This window comes from Stutzerimonas stutzeri, assembly GCF_000952685.1.
In the GTDB taxonomy this organism is placed as follows: domain Bacteria; phylum Pseudomonadota; class Gammaproteobacteria; order Pseudomonadales; family Pseudomonadaceae; genus Stutzerimonas; species Stutzerimonas stutzeri_E.
Genome location: NZ_JYHV01000015.1, coordinates 222123 through 239085 on the forward strand (window position 1 = coordinate 222123; position 16963 = coordinate 239085).

Genomic DNA, 16963 nt, shown 5'->3' on the forward strand with positions numbered 1-16963 from the left:
GTCGTTGCGCTCGGACGGCCAGCGCGACGCGTCACAACAGCACTGGGTCATGGCTCTCCGCCGCCTGCGATGCCATGCTAGCCGGCCACTCCTCTCACCCGAGCCCGCATGGATAAGATTCATCTGCAGACGCTGATCATCGACAAGCTGCTCGCCGATCTGAGGATCGCCGAGGACGCACTGAGGGCGTCTCACGAGGCGGCCACTCATGCCGAAAGCAAGGCGGAAAACAAATACGACACCCGCGGGCTGGAAGCGGCGTACCTGGCGGACGGCCAGCGCCGCCGGGTCGCAGAAATCGAAGCGGCGCTGGCGAGCTATCGCAACCTGCCTATGCGCGATCTGACGGGCGAGCCGATTCGGCTGGGTGCTCTGGTTTCGCTTGAACTGGCGAGTGGTTGCCGGTGGGTTTTCCTAGGTCCGGACGCCGCAGGGCTGAAGGTAAAAGTGGGCGAAACCGAAGTGCTGGTCATTTCTCCGCATTCACCGCTGGGACGGGCCTTGCTCGGTTGCCACGAGGGTGACGAGGGCAAGCTGCTAGTAGATGGCCGACCCCAGCAGTACGGCGTACTGACGATCTGTTGATGGGGGAGCGCCAGCCAGAGGTGGTGTCTCAGGCTTTACTATGTCTTGATACAGTGAAGATACGTTTCATATTCAGTTAGTTTACATCATATTTTGCATCTGGTTTGTCATGTTTATGGCTTGGCATGAGAGGCTTGCGTCGGAGCGAAACTTTGGCTCTGCGGGAGACACAAAGCCCGCTTTCGACGCTGGTTGCGCGTACTTCATCAGGGCTGCGGTGCGTTCGGGGCTCAGCCGATGGTCATCAGGCTGGCGTTGCCGCCGGCCGCCGCGGTGTTGATGCTCAGGGCGCGCTCGATCAACAGCCGCTCCAGCGGGATATCGGTTTCGCCCGGCGCCAGCCCTTGCACGCCGACGATAGGGCCGCTGCGCTGGGACAGTCGCTGGTTGACGTCACGCAGTTGGTCGGGCTCGCCATGGTGCAGCACCGCATCGAAGCGTACGGCGTCACTGGTCCAATCCGCGACGCGGATGATTCGGGCTTGCACGGCTTCGGGCAGCTGGCCGATCAGGTTGCTGCTGGATGGGTTATCCGCCAGTACAGCTTCGCTGCCGACGGTCAGCACTGCCGCTAGCTGGGTCAGTAGATCGCGTTCATCCTCGGCCAGGCACAGCACATATTCGCGTGGTAGCAGGCTGTAGCTGTTGCGTTCCCCTGTGGGCCCGTTGAGCAGCCGCGTGGTGCCGCTCTGGGATTGCTCGGCGTAGCGATCGCACAATGCGGCCAGTTCGCCTCGGCCATTGTCGTGCGCCCATTGCCTGAACTGCTTGGCGGCAGCGGTTTGCGCCGGAGACTGCTGCACCTCGGGCAATGTCTGAGCACCACCGAAGTTCAGCGCGCGCAGCAATGCATCGTAGGGCCGCTCCGACAGCAGGCGATACAGATACAGTGGACCGCCGGCCTTGGGTCCGGTGCCCGAGAGCCCCTCGCCGCCGAATGGCTGCACACCCACCACTGCGCCGACAATGTTGCGGTTGACGTATAGATTGCCAACCTTGGCGCGGTCGATGACTTTGGCGATGGTTTCGTCGATGCGGGTATGCACGCCCAGGGTCAATCCGTATCCGGCGGCGTTGATCTGGTCCAGCAACTTGTCCAGATCGGCACGGCGATAGCGCAGCACATGTAACACCGGGCCGAAGATCTCCTGCTGCAACTCGTCCAGGCGTTCCAGCTCGATCAGTGTGGGCGTCACGAAGGTGCCATGGGCACATTCCTGTTCGTCGACGCGAGCCATCTGATGCACCCGGCGGCCCTTGTCCCGCATGGCCTGTAGGTGCCGTTCGATATTGTCCCGCGCTTCGGCATCGATAACCGGACCGATGTCCACCGCCAGTCGCTGCGGGTTGCCCATGCGTGCTTCGGCCATCGCCCCCTTGAGCATGCCGATGACCCGTTCGGCAACGTCTTCCTGCATGCAGAGCACACGCAATGCCGAGCAGCGCTGACCGGCGCTGTCGAAGGCTGAGTTCATCACGTCCATCACCACCTGCTCGGCGAGTGCCGAGGAGTCGACGATCATCGCGTTCTGGCCGCCGGTTTCGGCGATCAGTGGAATGCTCCGCCCGCGCTCATCCAGCCGTCCGGCGATGCTGCGCTGGAGGATCGAGGCGACCGCCGTAGAACCGGTGAACATCACACCACGAACGCGCTCGTCACTCACCAGGCGCGCACCAACGGTTTCGCCGCGCCCGGGCAGCAGCTGCAAGACACTTCTGGGAATGCCTGCATCGTGGAGTATCTGCACCCCAAGCGCGGCGATCAGCGGGGTTTGCTCGGCCGGCTTGGCCAACACCGTATTGCCGGCGCCCAGTGCGGCACAGACCTGGCCGGTGAAGATCGCCAACGGGAAGTTCCAGGGGCTGATACAAACTACCGGGCCGACTGGGCGGTGGGTGTCGTTATCGAAATTGCAGTTCACTTCGGCGCCATAGAAGCGCAGGAAGTCCACTGCTTCGCGAACCTCTGCGATGGCGTTGACGTAGGACTTGCCCGCTTCACGAATGAGCACGCCCATCAGCATCTGCATGCGCTGTTCCATCAGATCGGCAGCGCTTAACAGCGCCGCCGCACGTTCTTTCGGCGCAGTGGATTGCCAGGCAGCAGCATGCTCCACTGCGCAACGCAGGGCATTGTCGACATCCTCCTCGCTGGCTTCCTGCACCTGACCGACCACGTCTTGCTGATCCGCAGGATTGAGCAGCGGCTCGACCGGCATCGTCGAAACCGTCTCGCAGCCTAGCTGAGGCGCTGCCGTATGGCGCTGATGGGCGCTGGCGAGCAGGGCGGAGGAGAGCGAGGCCAGGCGCTGTTCATTGGCAAGGTCGATGCCGCACGAATTGAGGCGACCTTCACCGTATAGGTTGCGCGGTAGCGGGATTCGCGGGTGAGGCAAGCCAAGCGTGCCTTCCGCCGCGAGCATCTGTTCGACGGTTACCACCGGATCGGCCACCAGCTCTTCCAGCGAAATGCTCTTGTCGGCAATGCGGTTGACGAAGGAGGTATTGGCGCCATTTTCCAGCAGACGCCGCACCAGATAAGCCAGCAGCGTTTCGTGGCTGCCGACCGGGGCGTAGATACGGCACGGCCGGTTGAGTCTGCCTTCGCCCCTGCCGACCACCTGTTCGTAGAGCGGCTCGCCCATGCCGTGCAGGCACTGGAACTCATACTGACCGGGGTAATAGTTCTGGCCGGCGAGGTGGTACACCGCGGCCAGGGTGTGGGCGTTGTGGGTGGCGAACTGAGGGTAGATTGCCTCGGGCGCGGCGAGCAGCTTGCGTGCGCAGGCAATGAAGGACACATCGGTGTAGGCCTTGCGGGTGTAAACCGGGTACCCCTCGAGGCCGTTGACCTGTGCCAGCTTGATTTCGCTGTCCCAGTAAGCGCCCTTGACCAAGCGAATCATCAGCCGATGGCGGCTACGCTTGGCCAGATCGATCAGGTAATCCACTACATAGGGGCAGCGTTTCTGATAGGCCTGGATGACGAAGCCGATGCCGTTCCAATCGCTCAGCGAGGGTTCGAAGCAAAGCCGCTCCAGCAGATCCAGCGACAGCTCCAGGCGATCCGCTTCTTCGGCATCGATGTTGATGCCGATGTCGTAGCGCCGCGCCAGTTCGGTCAAGGACAGCAAGGTCGGGTACAGCTCGTCCATCACGCGGTCGTATTGCGCACGGCTGTAGCGCGGATGCAGCGCCGACAACTTGATCGAGATTCCCGGGCCTTCATAGATGCCGCGCCCGCGCGAGGCCATGCCGATGGAATGGATCGCCTGCTCGTACGAGGCCAGATAGCGCCGCGCATCTGCGCTGGTCAGGGCCGCCTCGCCGAGCATGTCGTAGGAATAGCGGAAGCCTTTGGCTTCCATGGTCTGCGCATTGCTCAGGGCTTCGTTGATGGTTTCGCCGGTGACGAACTGCTCGCCCATCAGCCGCATTGCCATGTCCACGCCTTTGCGGATCAGCGGCTCGCCCCCCTTGCCGATCAGGCGGTTGAGCGAGGAGGAGAGGTTGGATTCGTTATGCGTGGCGACCAGCCGGCCGGTGAGCATCAGGCCCCAGGTCGCGGCGTTGACGAACACCGACTGGCTGTTGCCCAGGTGAGGTTGCCAGTTGCCGGTGCTGATCTTGTCGCGGATCAGCGCATCGCGCGTGCCTTTGTCTGGCACGCGCAACAGGGCCTCAGCCAGACACATCAGTGCCACGCCTTCTTGGGACGACAGCGAGAACTCCTGCAGCAGCCCCTGCACCAGGCCTTGGCGTCCGCCAGCGCTTTTCTGATTGCGCAGCTTCTCGGCGATACGCAAGGCCAGCCGGTGCGTGGCTTCGGCCCTTTCCGGTGACAGGCGCGCCTGCTCCAGCAGGACCGGCACCGCTTCCGGCTCCGGACGGCGGTAGGCTGCGGTAATAGCCGCGCGCAACACCGACTGCGGTAGCACGCTCTCGGCAAATTCGAGAAACGGCTGGCTATCGGATGTGATCTCTACGTCCATATGATCGGCGACGTGTTCCACCGGGGCGGCGCCGAGAGGGGCTGTGCCGCTTTCCAGCTGTTCGAGGTAATTCAGCAGCGCCTGTTTTACCAACCACTGTGGCGTGCGGTCGACCTGCCGGGCGGCTGCCTCGAGTCGATCACGGGCAGCCTCGTCTAGCTTGATGCCGAGCGTAGTGGTCGCCATGTCGCTGTCCTCTGTCATGCGATGTGGTTGGGTTCGCCAGCCCCATCCTGTTAGTCGGAGCGTTGCACTGCCTTCTAGCAGCGTAGACCCTCACGGCACCGCAGTCGGAAGGTGGCGGCGAGCGGTAAAACCCTGATACAGCTCGACACGCTCTTGTTGGCAGCCTATTCAGTCAGTCATGACTAATCTTCAACCATGGACCGTAAGGCCATTATTCGAGGATTCGGGTGAGCCGTCTGCGGACGCGGCATCTACTCGTCAGCGAGTGGCTGCGTACCATCGAAAGGCGTGGAGAGGAATATGAAAATTGAACGATTCGAAGACCTCATCGACTGGACCCGCGATACCCACCGAGAGCTTTCCAGATGCCTGGGACGCAGCGCTTTGCGTCACGAAGAACAGCGAGCACGATGGTTGCTGGCCTATCTCGCTGATCACGAAAAGATCCTGGCCAATACCATTGAACGTGTGGAGCGCCACGCCGATCCGAAAGCTCTGCGTACCTGGATTTATGACTACGTGGCGCGCAATCCGGTGATTCGCAGCCAGCCCCAAGCCATGCCGTACGCGGCGATGAGCGTTGAAGAAATTTCCTATGAAGTTTTCACCATTCACAATCAGGTGATGGATCTGTATCGCTCACTGGCACGCCGAGCCGAAATTGACGGTGCGCGGGACCTCGCCAATGATTTGCTGGCGCTCGAGTCTCACGAAACGATGCGTCTGGCGGTGCAGTTCAACCGGGTCGACGAGGTTTGAACGTTGGTCCCAAGTAATAGGGCAGGCGAAACCGGTTTCAGCGCTTTTCCGGCTCAGGCACATCGGATTCGCTGAGGTCTTTCTCACCCATCTTTTGCGCGGCCTCCTGCTCGTCTGCTGCGCCGCCTTGCAGGCTCTGTTGCTCGGAGGCGGGGTCGTACTGCAGTTCGACCAATACGGGGAAATGATCCGAGCCGAATGATGGCAATCGCTGGATACGCACCAGCTGGAAATGGTGGCTATGGAACAAGTGGTCCAGCGGCCAGCGCAGGTACCAGTGCTGGGCATGAAAGCTGTTAATCATGCAACGGCCGACCCGCGGGTCGAGCAATCCGCTGATTTTGCGGAACAGACGTGTGTTGGCTGACCAGGCAACATCGTTGAGGTCACCGGTCACGATGATCGGTGTGTCGGGCTCGTCGTCCTGAACGCTTTTGGCCACCAGCAGCAGCTCGATATCGCGTTCGGTGGATTCGTCGTTCTCCGTGGGGCTGGGTGGCGCCGGATGCAGGAAATGCATGCGGATCGCCAGCCGGTCGTTCAGCCGGACCTGCGCATGCATCGATGGGACATCCTGCTCGACCAGAAAGCAGGTTTCGGCATTTTCCAGCGGCAGTCGCGACCACACATGCATGCCATAGAGGTTGTCGAGCGGACATCGGATGCAGTGGGGATATTCCTCGGTCAGCTCTTCGAGCTGCATCTCCCACCAGTCATCGGTTTCGAGCGTCACCAGTACATCGGGTCGATGTTCGCGGACCAGACTTCTGAGCATGTCGGCCTGACGGTTCGGCATCAGTACATTGGCCGCCATGACACGGATACGAGGTCTGTTGCGACTGGTGTCGGCGGACTTTACTTCGGGCCGCCATAACCGGGTGTACGGAATGATCCACCAGGCCTGGTAGCCGAGACAGCCGGCAGCTGCCAGCGAGATCAGGATCTGCAGCGGCTCGGAGTAAGACAACAGCAATGCCTGGGCCAACAGCAGTACCAGGGCCAGTGCGCACAGCTGCAAGCGAGGGAAATCCAGCCCTCGCACCCACCAGGCGGGATGCTTCCAGAGTGGCAAAAGGGTCAGTACGACGAGCAGGCCCGTCGCTCCCAACAAGATGCCTTCCGTCATACCCGATCCTCGGCGTTTTTCAGGTCGACGTCATGCCAACCTTTCCGGTACCTGAAACCAGGCACAAGGAATTCGTCCCATTGACCATTGAATGGTTCCGTTTGCCTGAGGTTGTGGTGAACAAGGGTGGTTTGCAGCGAGCGCGAGACCGGGCGCAAAAAAGGCCTGGCACGCAATACGTGGCAGGCCCTGGCGTATTTGCAGAAGGTTACATCGGTTCGCCAATCGCAGCGCAACTATTCGGTGTATTGGCGTGCTTGCGCAGAACCGGCAGTTGGGGCTGTTCAGCGCCCCCCGATACGTCGAGCGCGAGGATGTATTTGCCCCACCATGGGCCGCCGGCCCAGTACGTGAGCGGCACGCAATTCTCGCGCAAATAACCGAGGAGATTGTCCATGGCGACGATCGCGTCGGGCGCATAGTTCGGTACGCCCATCTCGCCGATGAAACCGCGCAGATTGTTGGTTCGCAGCCAGTCCACGAAGGGTTTGGCGCGGTTGATTCCCAGGTCCGGCGCAAAGGTTTCGGTCTTGTCGATGTACAGGCCCGAGGTGTCGCGGTCCAGATACATATGGGCTTCGAAGATCAGCTTGTTCGCAGGGTCGCGCATCCAGGGATCGGCAATCAGTTGAGTATTGGACTGAGGCCAATGCCATGCGCTGGAGAAACGGTCGCCGGCAACGTAGATCCAGTGGGTCTTGTCGACCTTGCGAATTTCCTTGGCTGCGGCCAGTGCCGCTTCAGGCCAAAGCCCCTTGGTGTTCGGCTCGTTCATCAGGCCGTAACCGCTGAGCGCTGGGTGGCTACCGACCTTCTGCGCGATGCGTTTCCAGGTGTTGGCGAACGACGGGATGGGCACCGTCTCGGAGCCAATCGGCTGCTTGTAGTAGCGGTAGTAGTTATGCATGTCGAGCACGACCTTGACCCCGTACTTCTGCGCGAAATCGAGCGACTGGGTCAACAATGCCACTTGCGCGGCGTCGAGCTCCGTATTCAGCCGCGGTTGTATGCGTTCCCAGAGAAACGGCAGGCGAACCAGCTTCAGGCCTTGCTCGGCGTACTTCTTGTAATACGACTCGGCCGGATAGATGTAATTGGTGCCGTGCTTGCCGGGCAGCACAGAAGGCCCGAAAGCGGCCCCGGACAGCGCAACGCCTACCAGCTGCACCGGACCGGACGCAGGCAGCACTGCTTCTGCGACCGGAGCGGAAGGGGCAGCGGGCTGAATCGTTGGCGCAGCCACCAGGCTGAGCTTGTTCGGATAGCCCACCACGTTGCCGTCGAGCGCGGGACCGCTCATGAACACGCTCAGAGCGCCGCTGGCGGGCTTGACCGAGGTAATCGTGCGGACCTGGCCGTCCGCCGTGCGCACCGACGCGCCCGCTACGAAAGCGGCCCTGTTTTGCGCGGTGGCCGCGACCGATACGCCAGCAGAGGCGCGCCAGGAACCGTTCAGCCAATACGTGTTGGTGAATTTGTTGATCAGCGCGGCGTAGCTTGGCGCAGCGACTGCGGTGTTGCTCGGCGCGGTTGTAACCGGCGTTGGGGCGGGTACGTTGCTAACACTGAGTCGGTTGGGATAGCCGACCACCGCACCATTCAGTGCTGGGCCGTTCATGAATATCGTCAGCGCACCGCTGGCGGGCTTCACCGACGTGACGGTACGTATCTGGCCGTCGGCTGTCCGTACGGCGGTGCCGACACGAAATGCCGCAATGTTCTGCGCGGTAGCGGCGACCGAAACACCCGCCGAGGCACGCCAGGAGCCATTCAGCCAGTAGGTATTGGTGAACTTGTTGATCAGCGCCGAGTAGGAAATTGCCGATGTGCTGGTGCCGTTGACCGTGGCTGCTTGAACATCGTTGGCGCCAGGGCAGAAGCCCAACAGTGCGGCTAGGGCGATGGCGGACATGAGGCCTTTGCGGACGCTCGGAAAAGCTGTGATGGGCATTTGACTCACCATGACAATGAACTTTCAAACGCAAAAAGCGCGGCGTTTAAATGAAGACGGGATATCGAGAACAGCGCTGTGAAAGCAGGTGAAATCCCACAGGCAGAACGAACCCTTTGGCGAAACAGAAGAGCGGATGGGTGCAGTCCCGCTTCGTTGGGTAGCTTTATAATTTGTTTTATAAATAGATGGAACTACGTTCGACCGGATACCGACGTCAATAATACGTCCGGTTGTCTGGGTGTGATCGCTTTGATATTGAAAGGCTACTATTAGGTGCGCTCTGAGCCAGCTAAATCTGGCGCCTGGTTAATTAATGGCGCCATTTTTTTGAACATTGATAACGTGTTGATCAACCGTTAATTGATGCAAATCCGACAAACGGTAAGTTGATGTTTGAACTTATCCGAATCGGCTCGATTGATTCCGTGCTCGCCTCGTTCGCATGATCGGCGAGATGGCTTCATAACGACTTTGTCTTTTCGTTGCGGCGGTGAGCGAAGAACCAAGGATTGGTAGTGCTTGTAAAGCGGTCGGGCTTCGGGCAGGGTCGAAGTCAGCTCTCTTGTTGCGGAGTCATCTCCATGTCGGACCTTTACCCGCTCGTCGACCCTGATGGGCTGATCGAATATTCGGTCGTCTTCACGGACCGCTCGCTGAATCACATGTCCCGGTCGTTCCAGACCGTGATGACCGATATTTCCGCCACCCTCAAATCCGTTTACAACGCCCACGCGGTGGCGGTGGTGCCCGGCAGCGGCACGTTCGGCATGGAAGCGGTGGCACGCCAACTGGCACATGAGCGCAGCTGTCTGGTGATTCGCAATGGCTGGTTCAGTTATCGCTGGACCCAAATCTTCGAGATGGGAGGTATTCCCTCGCACGCCACCGTGCTCAAGGCGCGACCGCAAAGCCAGAGCCCCCAGGCTGGATTCACGCCCCCGCCTATTGACGAGGTGGTTGCCATCATTGCTGCACAGAAACCGGATCTAGTGTTTGCGCCGCACGTGGAAACCTCGTCTGGGATAGTCCTCACGGACGACTATCTGCAGGCGGTGGGCGAGGCGGTGCATGCGGTTGGCGGTTTGTTCGTGCTGGATTGCATCGCCTCCGGCGCGCTCTGGGTGGACATGCAGGCCAGCGGTGTCGATGTGCTGATCAGCGCGCCGCAGAAGGGCTGGAGCGCATCACCTTGCTGCGCATTGGTGATGCTCAGCGAGGCGGCCCGGTTGCGTGTCGAGGCAACCCAGAGCAGCAGCTTCGCATGCGATCTGAAGAAGTGGCTGCAGATCATGCAGGCCTATGAGCAGGGCGGGCATGCCTACCACGCGACTATGCCGAGCGACGCCTTGGCGCGGTTTCGTGACGTCATGCTCGAAACCAGAGGCTATGGTTTCGAGCAGCTTCGTTCGCAGCAGCAGGAGTTGGGTCGCAGGGTGCGGGCGCTTCTTGCCGAGAAAGGTTTCAACAGCGTTGCGGCGACTGGCTTCGAGGCGCCTGGTGTGGTGGTGTGTTACACCACCGACAGCGGAATCAAGAATGGCAGCAAGTTCGCGGAGCAAGGGCTGCAGATCGCCGCGGGCGTACCGCTACAGTGCGACGAACCGGCTGATTTCCAGACCTTCCGCATCGGCCTGTTCGGACTGGAAAAGCTGAGAAACCTGGACCGTACCGTCGAGATTCTGCAGCGCGCGTTGGGGAAGATTCTCGGCGAGTAACAGACGACTCGTTCGATCATCGATACGTCGTCGTATGCCACCGAAGCTGGGCGACGATGGAGTTGGCAACCCTTATCGAGCCGTTTGGCTTCGTTCGAGCTGTTGGGGAAGATCGCTGGAACCTGCGTCCTAGACACATTTTTGAAACAAAATTGTGTTTGCGCATGTGCTCAGGGTAGCTACGCTGAACCTTATACAAGGCTTACTACAACAACAAAGAGGGGCTCAGTATGATCAACAACCAGAATGCTCAGGTCGTTGCACTCGAATTGTGGCGCTTCTGTGCGCACTGCATAGCCGTAATCGTGGTTGTAGGAGCGGTACTGATTGGTTTCCTTGGATCATGGGAGCTCGCGCTGAAGGTCGGTGTGCTACCGCTACTGGCACTTGTGGCGGCTGACATATTGGCCAAGCGCAGGGAGCAAGACATTCAAGTCAGGAATTCTTAACTTCCATTCCCTGCGCAAACCGTCACGGGGTTTGCGCAGGGACTCGCCAGGCGGGCTGAGCCGTCCAGGCAGGCCAGCGCTAGTCGTGCGCTCTGCAACCGCAACTTCCACACTAGCAATGACTCCCTCCGGTTCCTGTATTTGTGGCGGCGTTAAAGGCTTTTACCGCTGCCCCGTCTGCCAGGTAGCCGGCGTAGTAATCCAGGGCCGCAAGGTTCTTGTCCTTGGCCTCGAACATCATGTCGAAGCGGTCTAGAAATTCTCGAACATACTGATTGGTCCAGTCGTTCCACATGCGCTTGCTATGGCTGTACAAGTCGCGCTTGCTGACTTTCTCCAGCAGGGCCGGCATCTCGAGTTTCTCCTCTGCGCAGAAGCCCAGCTCCATCAGGCTTTCCGGTGGTTGCGAGTAATGCATGGTCGGACGCACGCCGTGCCAGCTGTCGATGATCCGCTCCACCCGTGGGTCGTGCGGGTCGATGTAGTCATCCTCGTTGATCCAGCAGTGGTGGATGTCCAGCACAACTGGCGCCAGATCGGCCAGCGCCAGACAGTCATCGACACCGTAGGTTTTCTCCTCGTTTTCGAAGGTGATGCTGTAGCGGGCCTCCTGCGACAGGCGCGACCATACCGCCCGTATGCCTTCTACACCCAGGCGACCGGCGATGTGAACGTTGCATTTGAAGTCCTGGAACTGCCGGCCGAAGCCCATCATGCGGATCATGTCGGCGTGGTACTCGAACTCCGCCAGGCTGTTTTCTACCACCTGCGGTTTGTCCGAGCCGAGTACGCAGTATTGGCCGGGGTGCAGCGAAAGGCGGATGCCCAGTGACCTGGCAGCGGCGCCGATTCTGGAAAAACCATTCTCGATCATTTTGCGCACGTCGGGCTGGCGGTAGAAGTCTGCGGCTTCGGGGTGGCTGTAGAAGGGCAGTAGATCGCTGCTCAGGCGCAGCATGCGCAACTGTTTTGGCAGCGTGCCGACGTAGTCGAGCAGCCGCGATTGTGCCGTCAGGTTGTGCTCGATGATGTCGCTGAGCTTTTCCCGTGCCACGTCTTGCGACACGCTGTTGAGCCAGCGCAGCGTGGTCGAACGCGGATTGAAGGCGCGTTCGATGGTTTCCAGCTCCTTCAGCGACTCGCTGTGGCCGGGATGGCGGTACATGCAGGCGAAACCGATTCTGAACATAACGACCTGTGGTGAGCAGCACTCCTGAGCCGGGTGCTACAGATGGCTGTCCTCATTAGTGCCCAGACCCCGCATGGCGTGCCGTTAATCTGACGAACGTTAGTTGATCGATCCCTTGCGTGGACGCCAGCCGGCGGCGAAAAACCCTTACCATAACAATCACCTGTTGATGCACCGGTTGGTTTTTCATGTTGTCTGCCGTCAAGCGCTACAAGCTTCTGCTGTCAGGGGCCCTGACACGTTGTTTCCCTCGTACATCGGCTTATTTGCAGTCGGAGGAAGAGTTGGTGCTGCGGCGCTGGCCCAGTGCCACCACCAGTACAGCCAAGCGCGCCACCAAGAAGCCCGGCACCCCGCCGGCCAAGGTCGGTCGCGCGCCCAAGCAATCGGCCGGGGAGAAGACCGTCAAGCCTCGGGTTGCATCGCGCAAGGCTGCTAGCGAAGGCATTTACGGGCCGGCAAAGCTCGTAGTCGACGACCCGCAGGTCCAGGCAATGCGCTTGCGAGTCGGTCGTGCAGTCGAAGCGGGCGTGATCTGTGCGCCTTCGGACGAACAATGGGCAATGATCCTCAGCGATAGCCCGGTGACGCGGATCTTTGCTGGGGCCGGCTCGGGCAAATCCACCACGCTCGTGTTGCGGGTGGTCTTCATGCTCTGTCACATGGGCATCGCGCCAGAGCGGCTGACGGTGATTTCCTTTACCAATGCTTCCTGCGCGCAACTGCGCGAGCAATTGATTCGGGTGCTGGGTTTCTGGAACTTCGATTTCGATCCGGCCAGTGCGCGCCAATGCGTGCGAACCTTCCACTCGGCGATGGCGGTGTTGGCCAAGGACGTGCTGGGCAAGCCGGTCTGGTTCGAGCAATTGGACGAGAAGGGCGCATCACCCACCGACCTGGACAATCCACTGACCACCGCGCGTCTGCGGCCGGCACAGCAGCGTCTGCTGAAACAGGCCTACCAGAACTGCTACGCCGAAGATCAAGATTTCCGTTCGCGGGTGCACGAGCTGCTGCAGCTGCCGTTGCCGGACGAGTCGAAGCGCAAGCGCGTACCCAAAGCGCCGCTCGACAAGTTCAAACTGGTCGGCGAGTTCAGCGCGGTACCGTTGTTCGAGGCCTTCTACGTGCAAGCCGGTTTTATCGAGAGCATCGGCATCCGGATCGAACAGATGCAACCGGACCGGATGGACTGCTCCGCAGCTGAACGTGCGTTCATCGAAGCGCTAGGCCTGTTCTGGCAGCATTTCCAGGCTCTTCTTGAGCGTGAAGGGCTGACCACTTTCAACGGTGCCTTCCAAGGGTTGACTAAACGCTTGGCCGATCGCGGCCTGCCGCCCGCCGCCCTGGCACCGTTCAGCCATCTACTGATCGATGAATTCCAGGACATCTCGCCGCAGATCGTGCAGTGGCTGCAGGCGCTGCATCGTGCGCTGACCCGCCAGGGCGAAACGGTGAGTCTGATGGCCATTGGCGATGACTGGCAGTCGATCTATGGTTGGCGTGGCAGCTCGCCGGAACTGTTCATGGATTTCGATAAGTACTTCCCCGGGCGCGGCGCGTCGAAGAAGAGCAGGGTGCTGATGCTGGAAACCAACTACCGCTCGATCGAACCCATCATCCGCGATGGCGAGGCAGTGCTGGGCGACGTGGCGTTCAAGCAGGCAAAGACCAGCCAGGCGGCCAAAGCGACGCAGCCGGGAGACCATGGGGTGAAGCTGATCACCCGTTTCGACGTGAAGACGCAACTGCCTGATCTGGTCCGCGAGATTCAGGCCCAGTGCGAACATGTCGGCAAGCGACCGAACGCGGACCGCAATGCGGTATTGGTACTCAGCCGGCGTAACGAACCCTTGCGGGCCATCGAGGCGCAGCTGGACCGCAAGTTGCCGGTCAAGACCTACACCATTCACCGCGCCAAGGGCCTGCAGGCGGAGGTTGCGATTATCGTCGATGACTGCCTGCCAGCTGAGCGTCACCCTCTGCGCAACGCGCTGTATGCCTACTGCGGGTTCTTTCGCAACAGCTACGATCAGGCCATGGCCGACGAGGCTTTGCGCCTGGCCTATGTGGCGATCACCCGTGGCGTCAGTCGGGTGTTCTGGTATACGCACAAGCCCCAGGGTGCAACTCGGCTGCTGGCTGGCCGGGGGAGGAGTCGGTAGCGATATACCGTCCGATGGCGCATCGCAGTGCTAGCTGATGTCACCGGTTTACCGCTAGGGTGCAGGTTTTGGCGCGCAGCGCTGGCGGATGAGAGGGTAGATGCATGGTGAAGCTCTGGGGTCGGATCAATTCAACGAACGTGAAAAAGGCGCTGTGGTGTCTGGAAGAACTCGGTGTGCCCTACACACGCATCGACGCCGGTGGCACCTTCGGCGTAGTCGGTGAGGCCGAATATGCTGCGATGAATCCGAATCGCCTGGTGCCCTGCCTGCAAGACGGCGAGCTGGTGCTCTGGGAGTCCAACTCCATCGTCCGCTACCTCGCCGCGCAATATGGCGCAGAACCGCTATGGAATGCCGATCCGCGCCGGCGTGCCGAGGCGGACAAATGGATGGACTGGGTAACGTCATCCTTGGCCGCACCCTTCCGTCCGCTGTTCTGGAACATCGTGCGTACCGCACCGGAACAACGCGACATGGCGGTGGTGCAGGCGGCGCTGGCGGAATGCGGCAAGTTGCTGGCGATCGCCGATCGGACGCTCTCGGAGCAGCCCTATCTGTCCGGCACTTCATTCGGCATGGGCGACATTCCTCTGGGATGTTTCGCCTATGCCTGGTTCGAGATGCCGATCGAGCGGCCGGATCAGCCGCACCTGCGCGACTGGTATGAGCGATTGCAGCAGCGTACGGCGTATCAGACCGCGGTGGTTACGCCGCTAACCTGATCGGGCTCAGCGGCTGCAGGATTCGTTGGTCAGCCAGTCGAGGAAGGCCTTCACGGGTGGGTGGCGCTCGCGGCCGGGGACGCAGAGCGCCGTATAGGAGGCGCCGGATACGGTAATTTCGCTGCGGTAGGGCTGTAACAGCCCCATTGCCAGGCTCTGCGACACCAGCACATTGCTCGCCAGCACCAGACCCTGTCCTGCAATGGCGGCCTGCAAGGCGTAATGCTCCTCGTCATATTCACGCAGCTCGGCGGTGTCCATCCATGTCTCGCCCGCAGCCTCGCACCAGGCTTTCCAGCTGCGATCATAGAGCTGCGAATTGCGCCAGCGCACGGTAATCAGGGTCAGGCGCGTTGGGTCGAGCGACGCCAGCAGGCCCGGTGCGCCATAAACGCCGAAACACTCGTCGAGCAGGCATTGACTGTGCAAGCTGGGGTGATCGTTATAGCCATAGCGGATCACCAGATCGATGCTGGCATCCTGATGCAGATCGAGCAGTTCGGTGCTGGTCTCGACACGCACCTTTATGCCTGGGTGAGCCTGATAGAAGTACCCGAGCCGCGGGATCAACCAGAGTGCGGCGAAGGCCGGCGTCGTGGACAACGTCAGGCTGCCGGTACTGGGTTGGGGGCGCAAATGGTCGACCGTTTGCACGACGTCCAGCAGCGCCCCATGCAGACTGCGAAACAGCCGCTCGCCGCAGTCAGTCAACCGTACGCCGCGGGCCATCCGCTGAAACAACGGTACCCCCAACCAGCCTTCGAGCAGCTTGATCTGATGGGAAACGGCAGTGGGCGTTACCGCGAGCTCCTCGGCTGCTGACTTGAAACTTTTCAGCCGCGCCGCCGATTCAAAGGTGCGTAATGCAGTGAGAGGCAGATTCGCGAACATATCGATGCTCAGGTGAATTGAATTCATTCTGGACGAGTATTGCTCATTTGTCGTCCGGGCTGGCAGCAAATAACTTGGCTCCTACAGCCGCACTGGCGCGGCTTACGGAGGTCACTGATGAAAAAAATTCTAGCTGTGCAAGGTAGCCCACGAGGCGAGCGTTCACACTCTCGGCGTTTGCTCGATCACTTCCTCGAGGCGCTGACAGCCGAGCAGCATGGCGCTGAGATCACGCATCGGGAGGTAGGGCGCGTTTCATTACCCGCAGTAACCGAAGGTTGGGTTGCAGCCGCCTTTCACGACCCCCTTACCCGTTCCTCGACGATGCAGGCGGACCTTGCTCTCAGCGATGAGCTGGTTGATGAGTTGCTCGCCACGGATCGTCTCGTCATCGCCGCGCCCATGTACAACTTCGGTGTTCCCAGTGGGGTGAAGGCCTGGATCGACCAGATCGTGCGCATCGGCCGGACCTTCGACTTCACCCCCGAGGACCCGACGAGCCAGTACAAACCACGGGTCCTGGGTAAGCGCGGGTTGATCATTACCACCCGAGGTGATCGCGGCTACGGTCCGGACGGTGTGAACGCCCACCTCAATCATGCCGATACCCACTTGCGCGATGTACTGGGACTGATCGGCATTACCGACGTCGAGGTGATTGCTGTGGAAAACGACGAGTTCGGTGGAATGGCATTCGAAGATTCCTACCAGGCTGCGCAGCGGCGTCTGGCGCAATTGGCGATGGACTTCTGATGGCCAGCGGCTGGGCATTCCTCCTGCTGGCAGCTGGCTTCGAAGTGCTGTTCGCGATGTCGATGAAGTATGCCGAGGGTTTCACTCGGTTGCTTCCCAGTGGTTTGGTGGTCGTCGGCGCGAGCGCGGGGATTTATTTCCTGACGTTGGCGCTGCGCGATCTGCCGGTGAGCATCGCTTATCCCATATGGACCGGTATCGGCACGCTGGGCACGGTGTTGCTGGGTGCCTTGCTGCTGGGCGAGGCGCTGACGCCGCTCAAGCTCTTGTCGATCGCACTGATCGTGGCGGGCATTGCCGGTCTCAAGTGATGGTCATCACCCATGAGATGCGCTTCGCCCGTGAAGTGGGCAGCAAGCTGGTGTTCATGCACCACGGTAAGGTGTATGAGGTTGGCGATTCCCGCGAGCTGTTCGCCAATCCGCAGACCATCGAGCTGCAACAATCTATCGGCTCGGTCAGCCTTTAACGGCG

At 60.5% G+C, this 16963-nt stretch carries 12 protein-coding genes and 1 pseudogene; 8 read left to right on the forward strand and 5 right to left on the reverse strand.

What is annotated here, in order from left to right:
• Positions 1-108 precede the first annotated feature (108 nt).
• Positions 109-585 (forward strand): GreA/GreB family elongation factor, encoded by a 477-nt coding sequence (locus UF78_RS09695; RefSeq protein WP_045161960.1) that lies wholly within the window; start codon positions 109-111, stop codon positions 583-585.
• Between the two features lie 230 nt (positions 586-815).
• Here the strand turns inward: UF78_RS09695 and putA are convergent, their stop codons facing one another.
• The gene (gene putA / locus UF78_RS09700; RefSeq protein WP_045162069.1) at positions 816-4763 is read right to left on the reverse strand and encodes a trifunctional transcriptional regulator/proline dehydrogenase/L-glutamate gamma-semialdehyde dehydrogenase; all 3948 of its coding nucleotides are present in this window, start codon (positions 4761-4763) and stop codon (positions 816-818) included.
• 300 nt (positions 4764-5063) lie between these two features.
• Here putA and UF78_RS09705 point away from each other — a divergent pair, with 300 nt between their 5' ends.
• On the forward strand, positions 5064-5522 hold the full coding sequence (locus UF78_RS09705; protein WP_045161961.1) for a hypothetical protein: 459 nt from the start codon (positions 5064-5066) through the stop codon (positions 5520-5522).
• 37 nt (positions 5523-5559) lie between these two features.
• Here the strand turns inward: UF78_RS09705 and UF78_RS09710 are convergent, their stop codons facing one another.
• Together UF78_RS09710 and UF78_RS09715 are read right to left on the reverse strand one after the other, a co-directional pair.
• Entirely contained in the window at positions 5560-6648 is a 1089-nt protein-coding gene (locus tag UF78_RS09710) for an endonuclease/exonuclease/phosphatase family protein (protein WP_045161963.1), read from the reverse strand.
• 208 nt (positions 6649-6856) lie between these two features.
• Positions 6857-8599 (reverse strand): glycoside hydrolase family 5 protein, encoded by a 1743-nt coding sequence (locus UF78_RS09715; RefSeq protein ID WP_230623595.1) that lies wholly within the window; start codon positions 8597-8599, stop codon positions 6857-6859.
• A gap of 584 nt (positions 8600-9183) precedes the next feature.
• On the opposite strand from UF78_RS09715, the gene UF78_RS09720 reads away from it, so the two are divergent.
• On the forward strand, positions 9184-10317 hold the full coding sequence (locus UF78_RS09720; protein ID WP_045161964.1) for an aminotransferase class V-fold PLP-dependent enzyme: 1134 nt from the start codon (positions 9184-9186) through the stop codon (positions 10315-10317).
• A 561-nt stretch (positions 10318-10878) separates the two neighbouring features.
• Here the strand turns inward: UF78_RS09720 and UF78_RS09730 are convergent.
• Positions 10879-11955 carry a UV damage endonuclease UvsE gene (locus UF78_RS09730; RefSeq protein ID WP_045161965.1) on the reverse strand — a complete coding sequence of 359 codons (1077 nt, stop codon included), beginning with the start codon at positions 11953-11955 and terminating at the stop codon, positions 10879-10881.
• A 188-nt stretch (positions 11956-12143) separates the two neighbouring features.
• Between UF78_RS09730 and UF78_RS09735 the strand changes: the two genes are divergently transcribed.
• The gene (locus tag UF78_RS09735; RefSeq protein ID WP_045161967.1) at positions 12144-14120 is read left to right on the forward strand and encodes an ATP-dependent helicase; all 1977 of its coding nucleotides are present in this window, start codon (positions 12144-12146) and stop codon (positions 14118-14120) included.
• 104 nt (positions 14121-14224) lie between these two features.
• Positions 14225-14845 (forward strand): glutathione S-transferase, encoded by a 621-nt coding sequence (locus UF78_RS09740; RefSeq protein ID WP_045161968.1) that lies wholly within the window; start codon positions 14225-14227, stop codon positions 14843-14845.
• A gap of 6 nt (positions 14846-14851) precedes the next feature.
• Here UF78_RS09740 and UF78_RS09745 read toward each other — a convergent pair whose 3' ends face one another.
• Positions 14852-15736 (reverse strand): LysR substrate-binding domain-containing protein, encoded by an 885-nt coding sequence (locus UF78_RS09745; RefSeq protein WP_045162073.1) that lies wholly within the window; start codon positions 15734-15736, stop codon positions 14852-14854.
• Positions 15737-15853: 117 nt separating this feature from the next.
• Here UF78_RS09745 and UF78_RS09750 point away from each other — a divergent pair, with 117 nt between their 5' ends.
• The 3 genes and pseudogenes from UF78_RS09750 to UF78_RS22580 all read left to right on the forward strand — a co-directional run.
• Positions 15854-16489: an FMN-dependent NADH-azoreductase gene (locus tag UF78_RS09750; RefSeq protein WP_045161969.1), complete on the forward strand. Its 636-nt coding sequence runs from the start codon at positions 15854-15856 to the stop codon at positions 16487-16489.
• Complete coding sequence (locus tag UF78_RS09755) at positions 16489-16800, forward strand: DMT family transporter (RefSeq protein ID WP_045161970.1); 312 nt, start codon at positions 16489-16491, stop codon at positions 16798-16800. Before UF78_RS09750 ends, UF78_RS09755 begins: the two co-directional genes overlap by 1 nt.
• Positions 16797-16958 (forward strand): annotated as a pseudogene (locus tag UF78_RS22580) (amino acid ABC transporter ATP-binding protein); the annotation flags it as partial. The gene UF78_RS09755 and the pseudogene UF78_RS22580, both read left to right, overlap by 4 nt.
• Positions 16959-16963 lie beyond the last annotated feature (5 nt).